This is a genomic window from Pseudomonas sp. FG13 (assembly GCF_057809755.1).
In genome coordinates, this window is record NZ_JBMDKO010000033.1 from 19,195 (window position 1) to 40,557 (window position 21,363).

The 21,363-nt window shown below is 63.3% G+C and carries 17 protein-coding genes; 8 read left to right on the forward strand and 9 right to left on the reverse strand.

All coding sequences use genetic code 11. The features are described from left to right. The first annotated feature begins 77 nt into the window (after positions 1 to 77). The 4 genes from ACODTO_RS21750 to ACODTO_RS21765 are packed head-to-tail and all read left to right on the forward strand — an operon-like array spanning position 78 to position 4,697. Positions 78 to 1,262 carry a sensor histidine kinase gene (locus ACODTO_RS21750; RefSeq protein ID WP_139643156.1) on the forward strand — a complete coding sequence of 395 codons (1,185 nt, stop codon included), beginning with the start codon at positions 78 to 80 and terminating at the stop codon, positions 1,260 to 1,262. Continuing rightward, the gene (locus ACODTO_RS21755; protein WP_139643159.1) at positions 1,259 to 1,927 is read left to right on the forward strand and encodes a response regulator; all 669 of its coding nucleotides are present in this window, start codon (positions 1,259 to 1,261) and stop codon (positions 1,925 to 1,927) included. Before ACODTO_RS21750 ends, ACODTO_RS21755 begins: the two co-directional genes overlap by 4 nt. Next, positions 1,924 to 4,236 (forward strand): ATP-binding protein, encoded by a 2,313-nt coding sequence (locus tag ACODTO_RS21760; protein ID WP_175384984.1) that lies wholly within the window; start codon positions 1,924 to 1,926, stop codon positions 4,234 to 4,236. Before ACODTO_RS21755 ends, ACODTO_RS21760 begins: the two co-directional genes overlap by 4 nt. Beyond that, the gene (locus ACODTO_RS21765; RefSeq protein ID WP_024777679.1) at positions 4,233 to 4,697 is read left to right on the forward strand and encodes a response regulator; all 465 of its coding nucleotides are present in this window, start codon (positions 4,233 to 4,235) and stop codon (positions 4,695 to 4,697) included. The genes ACODTO_RS21760 and ACODTO_RS21765 overlap by 4 nt, the downstream gene beginning before the upstream one ends. Positions 4,698 to 4,901: 204 nt before the next feature. On the opposite strand, the gene ACODTO_RS21770 is transcribed toward ACODTO_RS21765, so the two are convergent. From ACODTO_RS21770 to nirB, 3 genes are all read right to left on the reverse strand, one after another. Beyond that, positions 4,902 to 5,342: a CBS domain-containing protein gene (locus ACODTO_RS21770; protein ID WP_489107031.1), complete on the reverse strand. Its 441-nt coding sequence runs from the start codon at positions 5,340 to 5,342 to the stop codon at positions 4,902 to 4,904. A 113-nt stretch (positions 5,343 to 5,455) separates the two neighbouring features. Further along, on the reverse strand, positions 5,456 to 5,833 hold the full coding sequence (nirD, locus tag ACODTO_RS21775) for a nitrite reductase small subunit NirD (RefSeq protein WP_464709015.1): 378 nt from the start codon (positions 5,831 to 5,833) through the stop codon (positions 5,456 to 5,458). Beyond that, the gene (gene nirB / locus ACODTO_RS21780; protein ID WP_489107032.1) at positions 5,833 to 8,394 is read right to left on the reverse strand and encodes a nitrite reductase large subunit NirB; all 2,562 of its coding nucleotides are present in this window, start codon (positions 8,392 to 8,394) and stop codon (positions 5,833 to 5,835) included. The genes nirD and nirB overlap by 1 nt, the downstream gene beginning before the upstream one ends. On the opposite strand from nirB, the gene ACODTO_RS21785 reads away from it, so the two are divergent. Further along, positions 8,384 to 8,557, forward strand: a complete 174-nt coding sequence (locus tag ACODTO_RS21785; RefSeq protein WP_175362731.1) for a hypothetical protein — start codon at positions 8,384 to 8,386, stop codon at positions 8,555 to 8,557. The two genes, nirB and ACODTO_RS21785, sit on opposite strands and share 11 nt — an antisense overlap. Before the next feature lie 371 nt (positions 8,558 to 8,928). On the opposite strand, the gene ACODTO_RS21790 is transcribed toward ACODTO_RS21785, so the two are convergent. Continuing rightward, on the reverse strand, positions 8,929 to 9,546 hold the full coding sequence (locus ACODTO_RS21790; protein WP_139643171.1) for a TetR/AcrR family transcriptional regulator: 618 nt from the start codon (positions 9,544 to 9,546) through the stop codon (positions 8,929 to 8,931). Positions 9,547 to 9,632: 86 nt separating this feature from the next. On the opposite strand from ACODTO_RS21790, the gene ACODTO_RS21795 reads away from it, so the two are divergent. Continuing rightward, a complete protein-coding gene (locus tag ACODTO_RS21795; RefSeq protein WP_489107033.1) occupies positions 9,633 to 10,265 on the forward strand; it encodes an NAD(P)H-dependent oxidoreductase in 633 nt (210 codons plus the stop codon). A 1-nt stretch (position 10,266) separates the two neighbouring features. Here ACODTO_RS21795 and ACODTO_RS21800 read toward each other — a convergent pair whose 3' ends face one another. Then, on the reverse strand, positions 10,267 to 11,838 hold the full coding sequence (locus ACODTO_RS21800) for a L,D-transpeptidase family protein (protein ID WP_139643182.1): 1,572 nt from the start codon (positions 11,836 to 11,838) through the stop codon (positions 10,267 to 10,269). A gap of 177 nt (positions 11,839 to 12,015) precedes the next feature. On the opposite strand from ACODTO_RS21800, the gene ACODTO_RS21805 reads away from it, so the two are divergent. Continuing rightward, entirely contained in the window at positions 12,016 to 12,696 is a 681-nt protein-coding gene (locus ACODTO_RS21805; RefSeq protein WP_139643184.1) for a murein L,D-transpeptidase catalytic domain family protein, read from the forward strand. A 204-nt stretch (positions 12,697 to 12,900) separates the two neighbouring features. Beyond that, positions 12,901 to 13,857 (forward strand): class I SAM-dependent methyltransferase, encoded by a 957-nt coding sequence (locus ACODTO_RS21810; protein WP_175362735.1) that lies wholly within the window; start codon positions 12,901 to 12,903, stop codon positions 13,855 to 13,857. Here ACODTO_RS21810 and ACODTO_RS21815 read toward each other — a convergent pair. The 4 genes from ACODTO_RS21815 to ACODTO_RS21830 all read right to left on the reverse strand — a co-directional run bounded on the left by ACODTO_RS21815 (position 13,826) and on the right by ACODTO_RS21830 (position 21,228). Then, positions 13,826 to 18,946 carry a dermonecrotic toxin domain-containing protein gene (locus ACODTO_RS21815; RefSeq protein WP_489107034.1) on the reverse strand — a complete coding sequence of 1,707 codons (5,121 nt, stop codon included), beginning with the start codon at positions 18,944 to 18,946 and terminating at the stop codon, positions 13,826 to 13,828. The genes ACODTO_RS21810 and ACODTO_RS21815 overlap by 32 nt on opposite strands. A 146-nt stretch (positions 18,947 to 19,092) precedes the next feature. Continuing rightward, positions 19,093 to 19,695, reverse strand: a complete 603-nt coding sequence (locus ACODTO_RS21820) for a LysE family translocator (protein WP_041024012.1) — start codon at positions 19,693 to 19,695, stop codon at positions 19,093 to 19,095. A gap of 51 nt (positions 19,696 to 19,746) precedes the next feature. Beyond that, positions 19,747 to 20,583: an AraC family transcriptional regulator gene (locus ACODTO_RS21825; RefSeq protein WP_139643189.1), complete on the reverse strand. Its 837-nt coding sequence runs from the start codon at positions 20,581 to 20,583 to the stop codon at positions 19,747 to 19,749. Positions 20,584 to 20,802: 219 nt separating this feature from the next. Then, positions 20,803 to 21,228 (reverse strand): GlcG/HbpS family heme-binding protein, encoded by a 426-nt coding sequence (locus ACODTO_RS21830; protein WP_139643191.1) that lies wholly within the window; start codon positions 21,226 to 21,228, stop codon positions 20,803 to 20,805. Positions 21,229 to 21,363: the final 135 nt, after the last annotated feature.

The window sequence follows — 21,363 nt, forward strand, 5'->3', positions numbered from 1 at the left end:
CAGATAGGCCCGGCGCCGATGACGCGCTCTAATACCCATGTCGCGACCGGACCGGTCCCTTTCACGCTGGAGCCCCCATGCAAAGCCCACCCCATGATCCCGGCAGCGCCCTGGCCATTCGCAGCCAGTATCGTCAGTCGCAAAGCCGCGCCGCGCGCCTGGGCCTGTTGTTGGGCACTGGCCACGAACTGACCCGATTGCCCTTGGCGCAAATGCGCCAGCGTGTTGTGCAAAGGGCCTGCGCGTTCATCGCCATGGACCATGGCCTGCTGCTGGAGTGGACACCCGATCACCCGGCAAGCGCCCTCGCCAGCCATGGCAATGGCGAGCGACTCGATTGGCTCGCCAGCCTCGCTCATTCGCCACTATCCGGCCCGCAGTGGCTCGAATACCCCGACAGTCCCCTGCCCCAGGTCCTGCGGGTCCCGCTGCGAGCCGCCGACGGGACAGTGTTCGGTGTGTTGTTGCTGGGCAACAGCGTGATCATCAGCGCGCCCGACAACGAAGACATCGAATCCCTGCAATTGCTGGCGACCCTGCTGGCCGCGCACCTGGAGAACCATCGGCTACTCGAAGCCCTCCAGGCCCGCGAGCGCACCATGTCCGAACTGGTCCACCGGCTGTTCACGGCCCAGGAAGACGAACGCAAGCGCGTGGCGTATGACCTGCATGACGGTCTCGCGCAGAACCTGGCCGGCCTGCATCAGCGCTTGCAGGGGTTCGCCGGACGCTGTCCGGTGTTGCCGCCCGACCTGGCGAGCGAACTGCAAACCATCCTGGCGTTGGCCCAGGGTTGTGTCGGTGAGGGCCGGCAACTGATCGGCGGCCTGCGCCCCCATGTGCTGGATGATTTCGGCCTCTACAAAGCCGTCGACAAGGAAGCCGATCGCCTGCGCGAGGCCGGCCTGACAGTGGATTGGGTCGAACACAGCGCCGCGCGTCTGCCGGGCAATACCGAAATCGCCCTGTTCCGCATCGCCCAGGAAGGCATCAACAACATCCTCAAGCACGCCCGGGCCGGCCACGTGAGCCTGGGACTCTCGATCAGCGACGGCCAGGTGGCCCTGCGGGTGGAAGACAATGGCCGTGGCTTTGCCCTGGAGCAACCCATCGAAACCAACGGCACTCGCCATCTGGGCCTGGCTGCCATGCAGGAGCGGGCCATCCTGCTGGGCGGCCAACTGACATGTTTGAGCCGGCCCGGCGACGGCACCCGATTGCAGGCCAGCGTGCCGCTACCCCTCCACGGAGCACATCCATGACCTCTCCTTTACGGCTGCTGCTGGCCGACGATCACGAAGTCACCCGCGCCGGGTTCATCGCCCTGCTGGCCGGCAATGCCGGGTTCGAGGTCATCGCCCAGGCCCGCGACGGCCAGGAAGCCCTCGACCTGTGCGAACAGCTGCAACCGGACATCGCCATTCTCGACATCCGCATGCCGGTGCTCAACGGCCTCGGCGCGGCGCGCATCCTGCAGCAGCGCCAGCCAGGCATCAAAGTAGTGATCTTCACCATGGACGACAGCCCCGACCATCTGGAGGCGGCCATCGGTGCCGGCGCCGTCGGCTATCTGCTCAAGGATGCCAGCCGTGATGAAGTGCTGGACGCACTCAAACGGGTCGCCCGGGGCGAAGAAGCACTGAACAGTTCAGTCAGCGCGCGCCTGTTGCGGCGCATGACCGAACGTGGCAGCAGCGGCACTGCACAGCTCCAGGCCCTGACTGCGCGGGAACGCCAAGTGCTGGGACTGGTGGCGGGCGGCTTCAGCAACCGTGAAATCGGGGAAAAGCTCGGCATCGCCCCCGGTACGGCCAAGGCCCATGTGGAGCGGGTCATCGGCAAGCTCGGGGCTGCCGACCGGACCCAGGCCGCCGTGCGAGGCATCGCCCTGGGATTGGTGGCACAACCCGCCGGGCAATGGCCATGAAATACCTCGCGGCCCGCCGCTGGGCCGACCTGCCGCTGCGGGGCAAGGCGTTGGTGGTGATTTCCCTGCCGCTGGTGGTGCTGCTGCTGTCGCTGGTGCTGATCTACATCACCGAGCGCCAGACTGCCCGGGCCGAAGAAGATGTCCGTCGGGTACTGCGTGTCCAGGGCGATATTCAGACGGTGCATACCCTGCTGGCGGAAGCGGCGGCCAGTGTACGTGGCTACCTGCTGACCCGACGCGAGGACTTCCTGCCCGGCTATGAACAGGCCACGCTGCTGATCGAGGCTGCCCTGCAACGCCTGGACCACAATGTCCGCGACGCCAGGATGCGCGAACACCTCCAGACCATCACCCCGCTGATCGATGAGAAACTCAACGGGCTGGTGGAACTGCGCAGCGGCAAGAGTGGCGACACCGAGGCCATCACCGCGCTCCTGATCAAGAACAAGCAAGTGCTGGACGTGCTGCGCGAACAGATCAACGCCATGCGCATCCGCGAGGATGCCCTGCTCGCCGAGCGCAGCGCCGCCGCGTCGGCCACTCGCATGCGATTGTTGCTCGCCACCTTACTGGCGGCGGTGTGCGGCCTGTTCGGCGCGATTGTCGCGGTGCTGTTCCTGTCCAAGGGCATCGTGGCTCGGGTGCAGCAGGTACAACGTAACGCCCAGCGCCTGGCATTGGGCCAACCCTTGCTGCCGCAACCGCCGGAGCAGGATGAAATCGGCCAGTTGGGCACCCGCCTGGTGGAGGCCGGACAATTGCTGGCCGAGCGCGAGCGGGCGCTGCGCGACAACGAGGAGCGCCTGCGGCTGATCATCGACGGCGTGAGGGACTACGGGATCTTCGCGCTGGACGCCAAGGGTTACGTGACCACCTGGAACGCCGGCGCCGAACGGATCAAGGGCTACACCGAGCAGGAAATCATCGGCCAGCATTTTTCGCTTTTCTACCTGGCCGAAGAATGCCCGGCGCATCCGGAGATGGCCTTGCGCGAAGCCATGCGCGACGGCCATTACATGGAAGAAGGCTGGCGTTGTCGCAAGGACGGCAGCCGCTTCTGGGCCAGCGTGGTCATCACCGCTCAGTACGACAGCACCGGCGCCCTGCGCGGCTTCTCCAAGATCACCCGTGACATCACCGACCGGCGTGCCGCCGAGATGGCCCTGAGCACCGCCCGCGAAGAAGCGGAAAGCGCCAGCCGGGCCAAAAGCGAATTTCTCTCGCGCATGAGCCACGAACTGCGCACGCCCTTGAATGCCATCCTCGGCTTCGCGCAACTGCTGGACATGGACTCCACGGCCGGTCAGCGTCCCCAGGTCAGCCACATCCTGCGCGCCGGCCAGCACCTGCTGGCGTTGATCAACGAGGTGCTGGACATTGCCCGGATCGAGGCGGGTCGCTTGCCGCTGAACATCGAGCCAATTCCCCTGGCGACGGTTCTGCACGAAGCCCTGACGCTGGTTTCACCCATGGCTGCCGACGCCGGCATTCACCTGGCCGAGCTGCCGCCGCTGCCCGATGGCAGCGGTGTGCTGGCCGACCGTCAGCGGTTGGTCCAGGTGCTGCTCAACCTGTTGTCCAACGCCATCAAATACAACCGGCCCGAGGGTGAAGTGCGCATTGAGGTGGCCGTCCTGGACAAACGGGTGGACATTGCCGTCAGCGATACCGGGCGCGGCATCGCCCCGGAGCAGTTGGACCAGTTGTTCAAGCCGTTCGAGCGCCTGGGCGCCGATCCCCAGGTCGAGGGCACCGGGCTCGGCCTATCCCTGAGCAAAAGCCTGCTGGAGATGATGCAGGGCAATCTTCAGGTGCGCAGTGTGCCGAACGAAGGGTGTTGTTTCACCTTGCAGTTGCCAGGCGCCCAGGTCGTCACCACGCATTTGCCGCCTATCGCGGCCCTGGCGGTTACTCGCCCGCCCGTTGAATACCATGGCAGGGTCTTGTGCATCGAGGACAACCTGTCGAGCCTGGCGTTGATAGAAACCCTGATGCAGCGCCGCCCCGGCATCCAACTGCTGTCGAGCATGCAGGGCCAGATGGGCCTGGATCTGGCACGCCAGCATGCGCCGCAACTGATCCTGCTGGATGTGACGCTGCCGGACCTGGAAGGCCTGGAAGTCTTGCGTCGCTTGCGCCAGTCCCCGGCCACCGCGTCCACCCCGGTACTGATGATCACCGCCGATGCCAGCGACCTGACCCATCGCGCCCTCCAGGATGCCGGTGCCACGGCGATCCTGACCAAACCCATCCATATCCAGGCCTTCCTGGCCCACCTTGAACGTTATTTACCGGAGCCTGCATGAATCGAGACCTGCGCATCCTGATCATCGACGACCAGCGCCCCAACCTGGACCTGATGGAACAACTGCTGGCCCGCGAAGGGTTGCACAATGTGCTGAGCAGCACCGAGCCTCTGCGCACCCTGGATCTGTTCAACAGCTTCGAGCCGGACCTGGTCATCCTCGACTTGCACATGCCGGCGTTCGACGGTTTCGCCGTGCTGGAACAACTCAACCGGCGCATTCCGGCCAACGATTACCTGCCGATCCTGGTACTGACCGCCGACGCCACCCGGGACACCCGCCTGCGTGCCCTGGCCCTCGGTGCCCGGGACTTCATCAGCAAACCCCTCGATGCGCTGGAAACCATGCTGCGCATCTGGAACCTGTTGGAAACCCGGGCGCTCTACAAGGCCTTGCGCGAGTTGATTCCGGCCCAGCAGATCGAGCTGTTGCGCCAGCATCGGCCAGGGCCAAGCCAGTAGGCGCTGTGGGCTGTGGGCTGTGGGCTGTGGGCTGTGGGCTGTGGGCTGTGGGAGCAAGGCTTGCCCGCGACTGCGGTAGGTCAACCAGCAAAAATGTCGACTGGTCTGCCCCTATCGCGAGCAAGCTTTGCTCCCACAGGGTTTGCGCCGGCTGCCTGGTATCAAGGCAAGTCCTTGCTCCCATAGTAACCTGTGGGTACGGCCTCAATGACCGCGAATGTAATGCTCCAACTGCCGAATCAGATCCACTTGTTCGACGATGGCCTGCTTCACCAGGTCGCCAATCGACAGCAGACCGATCAACTGCCCGTTATCCAGCACCGGCAAGTGCCGCAGGTGGCTGTCGGTCATCACTTCCATGCAGCGCTCGATGCTCTGCTGGCTGTCGGCGGTGACCACCGGCGCGCTCATAATGGTGCGCACCGACGTCCCCACCGAGGAGCGTCCGTGCAGCACCATCTTGCGCGCATAGTCCCGCTCGCTGAACACTCCCACCACCTGGCCGTCCTCGATCACCGGCAACGCGCCGACGTTCTTCTCGGCCATGATCCGCAGGGCTTCGAGCACCGTTTGGTCAGGCGCAATGCTGTGGACGTGCTGGTTTTGCACACTCTTGAGTTTCACCAGTTGAGCGGCGGTTTTCATTATCGATCCCCAACTTCACATAAAGGGCAAACAGCAAAATTCGATTCAGACACAATCCCTGTGGCGAGGGGATTTATCCCCTCGCCACAAAAGCAGTGTTCCCGAAGGCGCGATCAATCCTCGCCAATCTCCACCACATCACCATTCAACCGCACCGGCCACACCCGCAGGCGCTGTTCCGGGTACTCCAGGCAATGGCCGTCTTCCAGGCGGAAATGCTGCTTGTACATCGGCGAGGCAATCACCAGATCCCCCTTGATGCTGCCCAACAGGCCGCGGCCGATGACATTCGCGCCCGACTTGGGGTCGCGGTTGTCGATGGCGTACAGCGGCTTGTCCTGCTGTTCGGGCAGATACAGCAGCGCCACCTGGCTGCCGTCGTGCCAGGCGACCACGCCGGAGTTGGGGACCAGGTCTTCGCGGCTGCACAGGGCACGCCATTGCACCTGGGCGGCGGCGGTGGGAATACGAACGACGTTTGACTGGCTCATCAGAGCACCTCCTCGGTGACGGGAATCAGGTGAAGTTCGCCGGCGTGAACCGGGCGACGCTGGCCGCGCTCGCGGACAAAATGCACATCCGGATCGCCGCGCTTGTCGTTGACGAACGTGCGGAAACGCTTGAGTTTTTCCGGATCCTTGAGGGCGTTGGCCCATTCGCATTCGTAGCGGTCGACCACCAGTTGCATCTGGGCTTCGAGCTCGGCTCCCAGGCCCAGGCTGTCTTCGATGATCACGTCCTTGAGGTAGTCCAGGCCGCCCTCCAGGCTTTCACGCCAGACCGATGTGCGTTGCAACTTGTCGGCAGTGCGGATGTAGAACATCAGGAAACGGTCGATGTAGCGGATCAGGGTTTCGTCATCCAGGTCGGTGGCGAACAGCTCCGCATGCCGGGGGCGCATGCCACCGTTGCCGGCGACATAAAGGTTCCAGCCTTTTTCCGTGGCAATCACGCCGACGTCCTTGCTCTGGGCCTCCGCGCACTCGCGGGTGCAACCGGACACCGCGAACTTGAGCTTGTGGGGCGAGCGCAGGCCCTTGTAGCGATCTTCGAGGGTCAGGGCCATTTGCACACTGTCCTGCACGCCGTAACGGCACCAGGTGCTGCCCACGCAGGATTTCACCGTGCGGGTGGATTTGCCGTAGGCATGGCCCGTTTCGAAACCGGCTTCGATCAGCTCGGCCCAGATGTCCGGCAACTGGTGCAGTTGGGCGCCGAACAGATCGATGCGCTGGCCACCGGTGATCTTGGTGTAGAGGTCGTACTTCTTCGCCACCACGCCGATGGCAATCAGTTTGTCGGCGGTGATTTCCCCGCCGGCAATGCGCGGCACCACCGAATAGGTACCGTTTTTCTGCATGTTTGCCATGAAGGTGTCGTTGGTGTCCTGCAACGGCACCAGCGACGGATCCATGATCGGTTGGTTCCAGCACGAAGCCAGGATCGAGCCCACCGCTGGTTTGCAAAGGTCGCAACCGGTGTGCCCACGGCCGTGTTTGGCCAGCAATTCGTCGAAGCTGATGATCCCTTCCACCCGCACCAGGGCGTACAGCTCCTGGCGGGTGTAGGCGAAGTGTTCGCACAGGCTCTTGTCGACAGTGACGCCACGGGCGACCAACTCATGTTCGAACACCTGCTTGACCAGCGCGGCGCAGCCGCCGCAACCGGTACCGGCCTTGGTGTCGCACTTCAGTTGTCCCAGATCCGTGCAGCCGCCGTCGATGGCCGCGCAGATCGAGCCTTTGGTGACGTTGTGGCACGAGCAGATGGTCGCCGCTGCGGGCAGCGCGGCCGGGCCCAGGGTCGGTGCGCCTTCGGAGGTGGGCAGGATCAGGCTGGCGGCATCCTTGGGCAACGCAATGCCGTTCTGCATGTACTGCAGCAAGGTGTCGTAGTAGCTGTTGTCACCCACCAGCACCGCGCCGATGACACGCTTGCCATCGGCGTCCACCACCAGTCGCCGGTAACTGGCGCTGGTTTCGTCGATGAACTGGAAGCTGCGCGAGCCCGGCGTGTGGCCGTGGGCGTCGCCGATGGAGCCAACGTCGACGCCGAGCAACTTGAGCTTGGTGGACATGTCGGCGCCGGTGAACGGCTCGCCGCTGTCGCCGCTCAGCTGGGCCGCGACGCTGCGGGCCATCTGGTAACCCGGAGCGACCAGGCCGAAGATGTTGCCGTTCCAGGCCGCGCATTCGCCGATGGCATAGATGTCCGGGTCGCTGCTCAAGCATTGGTCATCGATCACGACGCCACCGCGCGGACCGATCTGCAAATCGCTCTGGCGGGCCAAGGCATCCTGGGCGCGGATACCGGCGGAGAACACGATCAGGTCGGTTTCCAGGAAGTCGTCGTTGCCGAAATTCATCCGATAGCGGTAGTGCTCACCAGCGCTGATGGATTGGGTGCCCTTGGACAGGTGCACGCCGACACCGAGTTTTTCGATGCGCGCCTTGAGGGCCAGGCCGCCCTGCTCATCCAATTGCACCGGCATCAGCCGTGGGGCGAATTCCACCACGTGGGCTTCCAGGCCGAGAGTCTTGAGGGCATTGGCCGCTTCCAGGCCCAGCAGGCCGCCGCCAACCACCACGCCACGACGGGCATTGGTCGCAGCTGCGCGGATCGCGTCCAGGTCTTCAAGGGTGCGATAGACCAGGCGGGAGTCACCGTCGGCGCCTTCGATGGGCGGCACGAACGGGTAGGAGCCAGTGGCGAGTACCAGCTTGTCGTAGCCGATGCGTTCCTGGCCGGTGACAACCTGACGGGCCTGGCGATCAATCTCCAGCACCGGCACACCCAAGTGCAGCGTGACGCCGGGGGTCTGGTACAACGAGGCTTCGCCGAGGGCCAGGGATTCGGCGTCGCGGCCAGAGAAATACTCGGACAGGTGCACGCGGTCATAGGCACGCATCGGCTCTTCGCTGAACACATGCAGACGGTAATGGTTGAGGGCACCGCGCTCGATCAATTGTTCGACGCAGTGATGGCCGACCATGCCATTGCCGATCACGATCAGCGTTTGCAGCTTGTTCAGGGAAGCAACGTTGGAATTCATAGAAAGCACCCGACAAAAGCCCATCACGGTTTTGAAAGCAAAAAAAAAGACGCCTGAAACCTTGCGGTTCCAGGCGTCTTTGCCTGTTCTGTGCGGTATCGACCCGACGACTGCGCCCGATCTACCGTTATTCCCCGGCCTGCTGGCGCTCGATCTTCGTTGACCGACGGGGTTGCCCGCTCGATTGTATTCGCGGCGGGCCTGGGGGGATCTCTTGCAGCGAGCGTGCCAACCCTCATATTCCACAGGCTCCAACCGGCTCTACCCTTGTCGGGGCGGGCTTGCCCGCGAAGAGGGCCTTCCCCTCACCCTGGAAATCCAGAATCCGCAGCACCGGGGCAGCTGCCTTCCCATGGTGCGACCCGAGGCTGCTGGCTTCATAAAAGTGCAGTGTTTCTTGCAGGATCAGAGTTGAACAGGCAGGCCTCATCGCGAGCAGGCTCGCTCCCACAGGGTCTGGTGACGAACACAGAAGCTGCGTCTGCCATAAGTCCGATGTGGGAGCGAGCCTGCTCGCGATTACGGTGCTCAGTTTTAAGGAGTGCGGGCGGCTCTCTGCACCATCGCGACGATACTCACAAACAGCTCTTCCTTCGCTTCGTCAGCGCTGACCTCACCGATGGCGGCCGCGTTGGACAGCGCCTCTGCTGCTCCCAGCATCGCTCGCAGGCTCGCCTGGGTGATCGTTCTCGTACCCGCGAACGGTTCGAGGACGGTCCGGCATTTGTCGAGAAATATCGCTTCGTACTCCCGCTTGATGTTTTCCAGCTCCGGTGAACTGGTCAGCGCAGCAATCACGCCCGGAATTTCCCGCCCCTGCTGCAACACGCATTCGACATAGGAAGAGGCGATCACCCGGGCCCGGTCTTTCAGCGTCGGTTCGCTCGCTTCAAGGGCTGCGTCCATGAGCCCTGTCTGGCGGACATCGAAATCCTGGTAGAGCGCCGCCAGCAGCCCGGACCGACTGACGAAATGATCATAGACGATGGGTTTGGTCACTCCGCCCCGATCCGCGAGTCGGGCCAGGGTCAACGCGTCACTGCCCTCTTCCCGTACCAGCTGCCAGGCGACGTCCAGTAGCTGTCGTTGCCGGTCCTGCCGGGATAAGCGACGACGAGGTACAGACTGCGATTTTTCACCCGTGCTTGACATGCTTACTTTACCAACCATAACTTACTAAGAGTAACTTAACCAAGCATAACCGCTTCCCCGTCGTTGTTACCAGCAGGAGTTTTGCCATGCACGTACTCATCGTTGTGGCTCATCATGACCCACGTTCCCTTACCCATAGTCTTGCTGGAAAAATAGGCCAAGGCCTGACCCACGCCGATCCCAACCATACCTTCGAGATAGCCGATCTGGCCGCTGAAGGCTTCGACCCGCGCTTCAGTTTCGCCGACCACGCAGTCCATCGCCGCGAAGCTTCGCCACCGCCAGACGTACTGGCCGAGCAGGCGCGAATCGAGCGTGCCGATACGCTGGTACTGGTCTACCCCATTTATTGGTGGTCGATGCCCGCGTTGCTCAAGGGCTGGATCGACCGAGTATTTTCCAACGGCTGGGCATTCGATTTCAGCCTCGACAAGCCGTTTATCCAGAAGTTGCAGCATCTGCGCGTCCATCTGGTGGCGGTCGGCGGAGCCGATGCCGACTCCTTCCTGCGTCATGGCTATGGCAAGGCGATGACCACGCAAATCGATCATGGCATTTTTGATTATTGCGGCGCCCAGGTACTGAGCTCGCACCGTTTGCTCGACTCGGAAATCATCGATCCGCAACTGCACTTGCAAGCCGCCGTCGGCATTGGCCAGCGGCTGTTCGCGACGGTGGACAAGACGGTACAGCTCCACCCGAGTGCCACCCCCGCGTGACTCAGAGTGCTCGACCGCGGGCCGCGGACAGCTTCACATCCCGCCCATAGACATCCGGGATATACACCGCCTGGCCCTGGCTGTCCGCCTGCACCGTCCAATAACCCAACAGGATCGGCATGGGCTTGGCCAGCCTGAACTCATAGGTCCGCCCATCGGCCAGCAGGGTGTCGGTGCGCAGGCGTTCGGCCGGAGTCACCAGCAGGTCCCGCAGGTGCATCACTTGCTCGATCCGCACACATCCCGAGCTGAACGCCCGCGGTCCCTTGCTGAACAAGGCCTGACTGGGCGTGTCGTGCAGGTACACGGAAAACGGGTTGGGAAAGCGAATTACCAGTTTGCCCAACGGATTCTTCGGGCCAGCATCCTGACGCAGCATCAGGTCGCCCGGATGATCCCAGTCGATGTCTTCCGCCATCAGTGGCAGGCCATCGCGATCGATGATCTTCAGGTTCTGGCGGCTGAGGAACTCAGGATCGCGGCGGATCTCCGGCAGCTTGTCTTCTTTCAGAATGGTCGGGGGAATGGTCCAGGTGGGATTGAGGGTCAGCCTCGTCACCCGGGATTTGAGCAGCGGCGTTTCCCGCTCCGCCCGGCCCACCTGGGTGCGGGTTTGCCAGACCGGCGCGCCGCCCTGGTACACCGTCAACTGGGCCGCCGCGACGTTGACCAGCACACTGTCAGGTTCCAGGTCCTGGGCCAGCCAGCGCATGCGCTCCAGATTGATTCGCAGTTGCTCGCGGCGCATGGCCGGGCTGACATTCAGCTCGGTGACGGTCCAGGGCCCCACCACGCCATCGGCTTGCAGTGAATGCCGGAGTTGGAAGCTTTTCATCGCGTCCACCAGGCTCGGGCTGTAATGCTCGTCGCCCACGGCCGGCGGCGCACTCAGGTAACCTTCGCTGAACAACCGTCGCGCCAGGGCCGGCACCCGGGTGTCCTGCTTGTCCGGTTGCAACAGGGCCCCTGTGGGCACCGGCTGCCATTCGGACAAAGGTTGTTGCCGCTGCTGGGCATAAAGCCTGCGCAGGTTGCGATAAAGTTCCAGGCTTGGGCGGGCTTGTTCAAAGGCGGCGGCCAGGTTGTTCAAGCCCGGCCCGGCAATGGCCAGGATCATGGCCTGGCGGTCCTGGGGCTGCGGGCTGGCCTTCCACACCGGCTCCAGGCGGTCCTGGGGCAAATAGCCAAAACGCAGTTCATGCAAGGCTTGCAGGTAGCGCTGACTGATGGCGATGTCGACACAGGCCGGGCTCAGGGAGGTATCGGCGGCCGGCAAGCTGTAGCGGGCCGGGTCCAGTCCATCATCGGCCAGTTGCTGCAACTGAACCCGCAAGGCCATCAGCCGTTCGTCGTCCGACCAGATGGCCTGGCCGGCGTTTTGCTCGTAGAACGCCTGCAAGCTCAGCATCGTCGGAAAGTCGACACCGCCGGCCAGCACCGGACAAGCCTCCGATAACCGCACCAGCGTGGCCTGTACCGGTGGCAGATCGCCAAACGAAACGTCACCGGCTGTCGCGACCAATGGCGAAGCGAGCAATAAAAGGCTCAAGTAACATACGGGCTTTTTGAACAACTGCTTTACTCCAATCCATGGCCGTCTCGTTGACGGTTGACTTTGCGACAGGTACGACCCGCCATCATGATGCACACGAACAATTACGGACGGGATGCCGCACACAAACATCAGCCTGTAAACCCGCGTGGATTCTTTTCAGCCACGCTCACGCTCATTCGCCGGCTCTGCCTGGCCATGGCAGCGCTAGGCGCGGTATGCGCTCCGGCGCTGGCCGAGCAGGCGAATGCTCAACAGCTTTACAACAGCCTCGCCCACGCCGCGCCGGAACTCAATCCCCTGGCACTCAAAAGTGCCTTGAGCGCCATGCAATGCGCGGTCGCCAACGGTGCGCGCCAGGCCCGTCACCTGGCGGTGATCGACTATTCCCAACCGTCCACGGCCCGGCGCCTGTGGATTTTCGACCTGCGCCAGAAGAAGCTGGTACTGCGCGACCTGGTGGCCCACGGGCAGAAATCCGGGGAGAATTTCGCCACGCAGTTCTCCAATCGCCTGGGCAGCTACCAGTCCAGCCTGGGGTTGTTCCGCACGCAGGAAAGTTATCAGGGCACCCATGGTTATTCGCTGCGCATGGATGGCCTGGAGCCTGGCTTCAATGACCAGGCCCGTGACCGAGCCCTCGTGATCCATGCCGCCGACTACGTGAACCCCTTGTGGAGCTTGCGCCAGGGTCGTATCGGCCGCAGCCAGGGTTGCCCTGCCGTGCGCCCCCAGGTGGCGCGCCAGGTGATCGACAAGCTCAAGGGTGGGCAATTCATGTTTTCCTGGTACCCGGACCCAAGCTGGCTCAAACGTTCGGCCTACCTCAACTGCCAGCCGCAACAGGTGGCGAGCATTCTGGCGACCAGTGGTGGCTGACGGCCCACCGGACAGAAGCCTGCTGTGAGGATTCTGTGGGAGCACAGCTTGCTCGCGATTGCGGTAAGTCAGTCAGCAACAATGTTGACTGGTCTGTCGCTATCGCGAGCAAGCTGTGCTCCCACAGATACCATCGCTCCCAGGGATTGCGCCTATTCAGCGGGTGGTTAAAATGCCGGCCTTTCGAATCGCCGGCATTGCCTGATGAACCCTGAAGCCCTTCAAACCCTGCAGACCCACTTACTGACCGCCCTGGCATCCGTGCCGGAAGAAACCCGTCGCCTGTTCCACGGCCGCGGGCGCTGCTGGCCGGGGCTGGAGCAGATCACCGTCGACTGGCTCCAAGGCGTGGTGCTGGTTTCCTTGTTCAAGGAGCCTGCGCCTGAACAGTTGGACGACCTGCTGTCGACGCTGCTCGCCATCGCTGCCACGCCGGCATGGCAACACAGCAAGGCTCATACCCTGGCGGTGCAACACCGTTATCTGCCGCAGAGCCTCACCCAATGGCTGGTGGGCGAGCCCATCGATGAATGGACCCTGACCGAAGGCGGCTTGCAGTACCGGATCGACCTGGGCAAGAAGCAGAACAACGGCCTGTTCCTCGACATGCGCTACGGCCGTGACTGGGTCCGGGCCAATGCCGCCGGCAAGCGCGTGCTGAACCTGTTCGCCTACACCTGCGGTTTCTCGGTGGCGGCGATCGCCGGTGGTGCGCAGCACGTGGTCAATCTGGACATGTCCCGCGCGGCCCTGAGCCGGGGTCGCGACAACCATCGCTTGAACGGGCATGACCTGGGCCAGGTGAGCTTCCTCGGCCACGACCTGTTCAAGTCCTGGGGCAAGGTGATCAACAGCGGCCCCTATGACCTGGTGATCATCGATCCGCCGACCTTCCAGAAAGGCAGTTTCCTGCTGACCAAGGATTACCAGCGGGTGCTGCGCCGGCTGCCGGAACTGCTGGCCGCCGACGGCACCGTCCTGGCCTGCAGCAATGACCCGGCCACCGGCCCGGACTTTCTCATCGACGGAGTTACCCGCGAAGCCCCTGGGTTGGCCTTCAGCGAACGCCTGGCCAACCCGCCGGAATTTCCCGACGTCGACAGTCAATGTGGCCTGAAGGCCCTGGTCTTCAAAGCGGCAGCACCGGCCACCAGGCATTGACCAGGCCCATGGTCACCCGACGCACCAAGGCCTCGACTTCCCGGCTCTTGACCGAACGGTAGATGGCCATGGTGCGGCGCAGTTGATCCTCGGTGAGGGTCACCGGCCGGCCGGCGGCCCAATCCACATCCGCGACGGCTTCTAGCCCGATACGACGCCAGACCGTTCGCCCGCCTTCCGTGACCGGCTCCAGGGCACTGGGCAACTCGGGGTCCGGGTGTGCCAGGTTGTCCAGCATCACCTGGGGCCAGCGGGATGGATTCACCGGCCCGCTGAAGGCATTCACCAGGTCGTCATCGAGGGTTTCCCAGATCGCCAGCCCTTCAGCCCATTGGGGCGACATCAATTCCAGGTAGGGCCGCCACAGCATCTCGCCCGGGCTCGGGGTCTGATCGTTGCTGTTGAACGTGTCCTGGGCATCGCTGAGCCAGTCAATGAACGCGTCCCGGGTCATCTGCGCTTCGAGTTGCGCGGGGTCGGGAAATCGCTCCATCAACACGTATTCCCAATTGGACAGGTGATCCGTCAGGAAACCGGCAAAAGGCGCACCGTGTCGGGAAAGGCGCGCGCGCATGACCGACTGGAACATTCTGAAGTGCAGTTCCAGTTCGGGGAGGTCCGGCTGCTCCCTGTCCAGAATACGGGCTTGCAGACGCGTGCGCAGTTGCCGCAGTTGCTGGTCGAAGTCGCCGATCAACGTCGGCAGACGGTCATAGGCGCCCGGAGAGCCCATGTAATGCTGCAAGACCGCAGCCGCCCGCTGGCGAACGCTGAATGACAACCCGGAGGTTGTTCCACTATCGGCATCGCGCACGAGCGTAGAGAACCAGTCGATGAAGCTGCGCATTCCCGGATCATCGCGAGCGACCTCCAGGGCCCTCTGGAGCGAGGGCGAAATGTACAGCCAATCATCGATGGTGTATCGGAAAGACTCGGGGAAAATCACCCGAAGGGCGTTGGCCTGGACACTGGGTAGCGGGTTGTCGTCGAGCCAGACCCCAAGGGAGTCCAGGTCGCTCAAGCGGGCGAGCACAGGCAACAGGTCATCCTGGATGCTGGTGATGCGATTGCCGCTGAGGTCGACGACGAACGTATCGGCAATGAACACCTCGGTGTGCCTGGCCAGCACTGACAATGCCAGTTGAGGCACCCGGTCAAGTCCGGTCCGGCTCAATTCCAGGGTCATCAGATTCACCAGCTCTGGCAGATCAGGCAGGTCCCGGCAGTTATTTTCGTTCAAGCGCAGTTCTTGCAAAGCCGTGGCGGTGCGCAGGAACACGCTGCCCTCCTCGTCCAGGCGCAAGCCGCAGCGCGCCAGGTTCAGCGAGCGCAAATCCGGCAGCGAAGAGGTCAGGGCCTGCAACTGTTCAGGCGTGAAACTCAGGTTGTCGGCCCATATGACTTCACGCAGGGAGGGTATTCCGGCCAGGCTGCCGATGGCGGCAATCACCTCGGCATGGGTGCCCGCCTGTGCGCTGCCGATCCCCGACAGGTCCAGGGTCCACAAAGGGATATAGGGATCGGTACCCAGCAAAGGTGCGAATACATTCGCGTCCAGGTGCAGCGGGTTGCGGCTCAACGACAGATCCACCAATGCCCGTAGCTGCGCCACCGCAACGGGGACAGCGGTGAGATGATTGTCCTGCAGGTTCAGCGAATCGACGCCGGGGAACATCCGCAGGAAATCCGAAGGATCCTCCACCAGCCCCAGGTTGGTCAGGATCATCGTCTCGATATGTTCCAAGCGCACAGTCACCGGAGGCAGCCGGCCGAGGTTGACGTTTTCGATCCGCACCACCAGTTCACTGCCCTCGCTGCCCGGATCAGGTGCGCGCTGCCAGGCACGGCGGATAATCCGGGCAACGCTCCGACGTTGCGCCAACAGTGCCTCACGGTCCAGCGTCTGCTCGACGGGATGGTGAAATCCTTCCTGCTCTTCCCACTGGCGCAACCCTTGGTCCAGGGTGGTCCAGTCGTTCTCCAGGCGGTTGATCAAGTCATCGAAGCGAACGCCTTCGAGTTGAGCCTGCTCGACCAGGCCAAACCGCAACCGTGTCAGGGCATCCCCCGCGTGAGCCGGATACAGCCGTTCAAGTCGCTGGTTCAAGCTACCGCTCCAGTCTTGCAGCGGCAGCCGGCCACGGCCGCTGAGCGGATAAACCAGGTGCCCGTTCAACCACAGAGGCCGCGACCCAAGGCTGCCCAGGCGGCGCATCGCCAGGTAGGGACGCAACGCTTGCCGGTCCTCCAGGGCCTGCACCAGCAACTGGTTACGTAACTCGTCCGCCTCCCAGATGTTCAAGCCCAGCGCCCTGCGGGCATCATCCGGCAGCGCCCTGAGCAGCGCACCTTCCAGGTCCATGGCGCTCGCGAGTTCCTCGCCGGTTTCGTCAAAGGGGCGATACCGGTCACCTTCCTGGCGGATGACTTTGAACGAACCACCCTGCCCCACCTCAATCGGGTCCGGCAGTTCGCGCAGCCACAGGCGCAGGTGCAGCCGCCCCCGCAACGAAGGGGTATTGGCCAGCAGGTTGATGACGATGCGGTCTCGATCGACCGTGCTTTCACCTCGCGCCAAGGCGCGCAAGGCCCGGCTCAGGCGCAGTTCGCGCAAGGCTTCGGCCCCCTGCTTGCCGAGTGTTCCAGTCACCCGTCCTTCCAGCAACCGTTGTCGATCCTGACCTGATACGTTGCGGACAAGCTCGTTGGCAATGGACTCAGGCAAACCCGGGAACGCCCGGATCAAGGGAACGGCCAGCGGGTCAAGCGCGATTGACTTTGCCATGGCCAGGGTCACCCGCTTGGCATCGCGTTCCAGGCGCGCGGCCCAGCGCGCGGCCAACAAGCGACTGCGCTCCAGCGGGCGCAAGCCGAGGCTGTTCTGGCCCAGCAGCGCGGTCTGCTCATCCACGTTCAGCCCATCCAGGATTCGAGCGGCCCAGTTATCCCGCGCGAGATCTGCTCGCATTAACAGGATAGAGCGCGTGTCGGCCGCATCGCCCACAGGGTAAATTCGCATCCCATCGTGGTAGCGCAACGTCATGTCTTCCGGCCAGCCCGGCAGCTCCGCGAGGGTCTGGACGATGCGAAAATGCATGCCCTCCGGGGCTTCGCCACGGCGTAGACGGTCAATGGTGTGCCGCACCCATTGCCAGTTCCGGGCCTCATCCAGGGCATCGGCCAAGATGGCTGGCATCGGCTGTGCCTCGACTTGCAGGTAGCGCAAATGCGCCTCGCTGATGCCAACCTGGCGTTGCACGCTGAGGACCGTAGGGTTGTCCAGCTCGGCAGGTGTCTCGGCAAACGTGCGCAGCAACTCCAGATTACCGCGCTGCAACGGGTTGCGATGCGCCCACTGCCAGCCACGGGCGCGGCTCCATTCCAACGGCGGCGTGACGCCCCTGTGCCCCGACGGCAGGCGCAGGCTCAGATTGTCCTGTGTGCCTTGTACTTCGAAATAACGATCCTCGATCCGCACCCAGGCCGCGTCGGTCGTGCGCCAGACGCCCCAGGCGTCCTGCTCGGCCTCCACCGGCGGCAGGCGCCGCGCTTCGAAGGGACGGACGTCGCCATTCCACAACCGGGTGCTACCGTCCGCCACGGGCATGGGTTCAATGGCTGCACCTATGAACCCCAGGTAGGCGCCTTGAGCGACCCCGAACAGCACATTGAAAATATGCTCGATCCCCTCTTGTGCGTGGCCTTCGTTGAACGCCTGGATACCTTCGAAAATCTCATACACCAGGCGCACCCCACCGACCACCGCGGCCCCCATGCCGATGGGCACGCAGAACGGGAAAAAGGTGGCCGCGAGCATCAGCGAACGCTCGAGCAGACTCTCCCAGTATTCCAGCCGCGCCAGCAGCGCCCGCCAATCCTGATCCCGGGTCGACACCATCAATGCCGAGGCGTTGCCCAGCGCATGGCCCCGCCACTCATGGTAGGCGGCGTGCCAATGATCCTCGCGCACCTCATTCAGGCCCCAGGCGACCCTGGGCACGGGGATCCGAATGCGACGGGGATTGCCGCTCTCACCCTGCTCGCCCTCACGCCAACCGGTGATGCGAGCATGGATTTCCTGGAACAGATTGGGGTTGTCGGTGATCCTCCACTCCACCTGATCGTGCAGGGCCTCCCCCAGGCTCGCCTGCAGGCGCAGCGGGAAGTATTGCGTCAGGCTCTGGCGATAGCTGCGTTTACGGACCCGCTCGGTCAGCTCCGACGATAGCGCCTGCAAACTTGCGAACTGTTTGAGCGGAGCCACGGTATCGTGGGGCATGTGCAGGACGATCGGACGAACACCGCTGGCGTCGCTCGCCAGTCCCCAGTACACCCGGGCACCGAACAACGGCGCGGACAGCAGCTCCAGCGCCTTGACCTCGCAGGCCAAGGGCGTCACGGGCCGCGCTTCCAACTGGACACCGGCATGGGCCAATAGCCGTTCACCGGTGCTATCCAGGCGTCCGGCCAACTTCGCCTCGTAGGCATCATGAGCCAACAGGCTGCGTGCATACGCCATGTAGGCCTTTGCTACGACCGGAGTCTCACCGGCGATGCGGGGCAGCCGCTGTTCGAGCTTGCGCCGATATGCCCCACCGACGTCCACCTGCCGACAGAGGCTGGCGAAACTGGCCGGCGTCATATCCAGTGGCGCACGGTTCGTTGGGCTGTCCCCCTGGTTGAATTCTCCCGGCCTGCCCTGGATGAACAACTCACCCTTCTTATCGAAATCCCCCCCGATAACCGCGTCGGCGGGAGGGTAGTTGCCCATGGCCGCTTCGATCACCGACAACGAGGGATCGGTCACGAAAGGCCCACGCCTGACCCGTGCCCGGCGTATTGCATCGGCGACGCTGCCGCCGCCATTCACCCGGATCCAGCCTTGGAGCTGCGGCTGCACCTTGAGCAGATCGAGGGTAAAGGCATAGGGCGATGGCAAGTCGGTAAGCAACGCATTCAGCGCGTCGCTGTCGCGCTGCAGTTGCCGGGTGAGTACCTTGAAGCGTTCCTGCTGGGGTCGTGCGGCTCGTTTCAGCCAGGCGGGCAGCCGGGCCTGGATGAACTCGACATGGGTATCGAGGGTAGACATGGTGGACCTCCATCCTTGGGGGCGATTGGCAATCGAGATGCGCTCAACCGGCGCGAACCCGATGCTCCAAGAAATGGCCGTTTTTTAAAACCGCGCAACCGTTGCAAGGGGTTGCGGGCTTTGGTAGCCACGGAGGTCACCTCCCCTCACACCAGCAAGGTCAGCCACGCCGAGGCCAGCAGCAACAGCGCCATGGTCCGATTGAACCGTCCCATCGCCACGGCGGAACGGCAGAACCTGGCAGCACCGAGGCCCAGGTAAGCCCAGACGGTCATGCAGGGAATCGAGATCGCAAAAAATGCCAGGGACAGCCACAGGACCCGCACGGTACGGTCGGCTTCGGCGCCGGCAAACACGCTGACCACCGCCAGCGCCATCATCCAGGTCTTCGGGTTCACCAACTGCAAGCCGGCCGCCCCGACCAGACCGAGCCTCGGTCCCTCGACGGGCTGGTCGGGATCGATGGCCTGGGCCGGCGCGCTGAAAATCTGCCAGGCCATCCAGCTCAGCCAGGCGATGCCGGCCCAGGACAGTGCCGTTTGAATCGTCGCGTGGCGGGCCAGCACGTCCCCCAGCCCCGTGCCCACCAGCAACACCAGCAAAGCCGCCGCGGCACAGGCCCCGAGGATGATCGGGACGGTGGTCGGCAGGCCAAAGCGCGAGCTGTGGCTCAACACCAGGATATTGGTCGGGCCGGGGGTGATGGAGGCGACAAACGCGAACAAGGCAAACGGCAGTAACTGGTCCATGGAGCAATTTCTCGGTGAAGGATTAACCTTATCCTCCCCCGTGGACCGGGCTCAGTCTGGAACAATTGAGCAGCGCTTGCGGTAGTCCGCCGGGCTCAAGCGATAGGCGCGCTGGAACCAGCGGCCCAGGTGACTCTGGTCGGCAAACCCGAGCTGGGCCGCCACGGCCACAGCGCTCTCGCCGCGGGCCAGCAGACGTCGTGCCCTGGCCAATCGCAACTGGATCAGATAAGCGTGGGGGGCCAGGCCGAACGCTGCCTTGAACGCACGGGTCAGACGGAACCGATCGACGCCGGTGACCCGCGCCAGATCATCCAGGCCGATGTCTTCGTTCAGGTGGCTGTGCAGATAATCGCGAGCCTGCTGCGCAACCAACGGCAGGCGTGGGTCGGGGTTGATCCGCGCCCGCCAGTGCAAGTGCTGGGTCAGGTTGGCCAACAGAGTGTCGAGTGCCGTCTGGCGGACGATGCGGATTTCCTGGTCGTGCAGGCTCTGGAACGCCAGGGCCGTCGCGTTCGCCAAGCGTGCATCGTCGGCCAGGGTGGCGGCGAACCCCAGCTGTGCGTTGTCTGGCGCGACGTCGAACAACGAGCGCAACTCTCGCTCCAGCCAATGGGGCTCCAGGTATAAGGTGCGATAGGTAAAACCGCCGACCTGGGGCGCATGCCCGTCATGGAGTTCTCCAGGTTCCAGCAGGAAAACCTTGCCCGGCGTGCTGTTGTGCTGCTGGCGGCGGCAATGGAACTGCTGTACACCCTCCTCGGTCACGCCGACCAGGTACGCATCATGCCAATGGGGATCGTAGGCATGCCCTTCAAAATGCGCGCGCACGGTCTCGATACCGGACGTGGCGTCCTGCTTGAGATCGATCCAGTTGCGCGAGGTCATGGGTAATCCTGTTCGATTTATCCGTTTGAGCAGATTAACTGCTCAGCGCGAGGCCTGTCTGGAAGATTTGTGCAGCGAATTCTGAAGACCCTGCGCAGATCCCTGTGGGAGCGAGCCTGCTCGCGATGACGGAGTTCAGCCACTGCAGGGTCGACTGATAGACCGCTATCGCGAGCAGGCTCGCTCCCACATTGGACACACTGGCGCTCCCCACTCCGATCAAGGATCAGGAACCAGGGCCGGCAACACCGCTTCCAGCGCCAGTCGCGCCAGTTCGGCGTCCTGCTCGGACTTGACCCCGGATACGCCGATGGCCCCGATGCACTGTCCATCATGGCGAATGCTCACACCGCCTTCGAGCATGCCATGCAGATGTGGCGCACTGAGGAAGGCGTAGCGACCTTCATTGATCATGTCTTCGAAAAACTTGCTGTCACGCCGGCCCATAGCGGCGGTGCGGGCCTTTTCCGTGGCGATGTAGGCCGACAACGGCGAGGCACCGTCCAACCGCAACAGGCCAAGGGGATGGCCGCCATCGTCCACCACACAGACCGATACGGCCCACTGGCGCTGATGCGCCAGCTCCTTGGCTGCTACCAACAACTGTGCAACATCTTGTTCAGTGAGGACTGCCTTGGTTTTCATGAATCACTCCGATGTGCCACGCAAGAACCCGTGTCGCAGTATGTCCTTGGCGCCAGTTCGAGCCAACCCGTGCGAAATCCTGCTCGTCGAGCGACAACACCAATGGATCCATTAAAAATGAAATCCCCCTCAATT

Excerpts from the sequence above, each read along its gene's own strand:
- ACODTO_RS21825 (WP_139643189.1), bottom strand. The coding sequence starts at position 20,583 with ATGACCTCGCGCAACTGGATCGATCTCAAGCAGGACGCCACGTCCGGT.
- ACODTO_RS21805 (WP_139643184.1), top strand. The coding sequence starts at position 12,016 with ATGGCAGCGCTAGGCGCGGTATGCGCTCCGGCGCTGGCCGAGCAGGCG.
- ACODTO_RS21770 (WP_489107031.1), bottom strand. The coding sequence starts at position 5,342 with ATGAAAACCGCCGCTCAACTGGTGAAACTCAAGAGTGTGCAAAACCAG.
- nirB (WP_489107032.1), bottom strand. The coding sequence starts at position 8,394 with ATGAATTCCAACGTTGCTTCCCTGAACAAGCTGCAAACGCTGATCGTG.
- ACODTO_RS21790 (WP_139643171.1), bottom strand. The coding sequence starts at position 9,546 with ATGTCAAGCACGGGTGAAAAATCGCAGTCTGTACCTCGTCGTCGCTTA.
- ACODTO_RS21815 (WP_489107034.1), bottom strand. The coding sequence starts at position 18,946 with ATGTCTACCCTCGATACCCATGTCGAGTTCATCCAGGCCCGGCTGCCC.
- ACODTO_RS21760 (WP_175384984.1), top strand. The coding sequence starts at position 1,924 with ATGAAATACCTCGCGGCCCGCCGCTGGGCCGACCTGCCGCTGCGGGGC.
- ACODTO_RS21820 (WP_041024012.1), bottom strand. The coding sequence starts at position 19,695 with ATGGACCAGTTACTGCCGTTTGCCTTGTTCGCGTTTGTCGCCTCCATC.
- ACODTO_RS21755 (WP_139643159.1), top strand. The coding sequence starts at position 1,259 with ATGACCTCTCCTTTACGGCTGCTGCTGGCCGACGATCACGAAGTCACC.
- nirD (WP_464709015.1), bottom strand. The coding sequence starts at position 5,833 with ATGAGCCAGTCAAACGTCGTTCGTATTCCCACCGCCGCCGCCCAGGTG.
- ACODTO_RS21795 (WP_489107033.1), top strand. The coding sequence starts at position 9,633 with ATGCACGTACTCATCGTTGTGGCTCATCATGACCCACGTTCCCTTACC.
- ACODTO_RS21765 (WP_024777679.1), top strand. The coding sequence starts at position 4,233 with ATGAATCGAGACCTGCGCATCCTGATCATCGACGACCAGCGCCCCAAC.
- ACODTO_RS21750 (WP_139643156.1), top strand. The coding sequence starts at position 78 with ATGCAAAGCCCACCCCATGATCCCGGCAGCGCCCTGGCCATTCGCAGC.
- ACODTO_RS21810 (WP_175362735.1), top strand. The coding sequence starts at position 12,901 with ATGAACCCTGAAGCCCTTCAAACCCTGCAGACCCACTTACTGACCGCC.
- ACODTO_RS21830 (WP_139643191.1), bottom strand. The coding sequence starts at position 21,228 with ATGAAAACCAAGGCAGTCCTCACTGAACAAGATGTTGCACAGTTGTTG.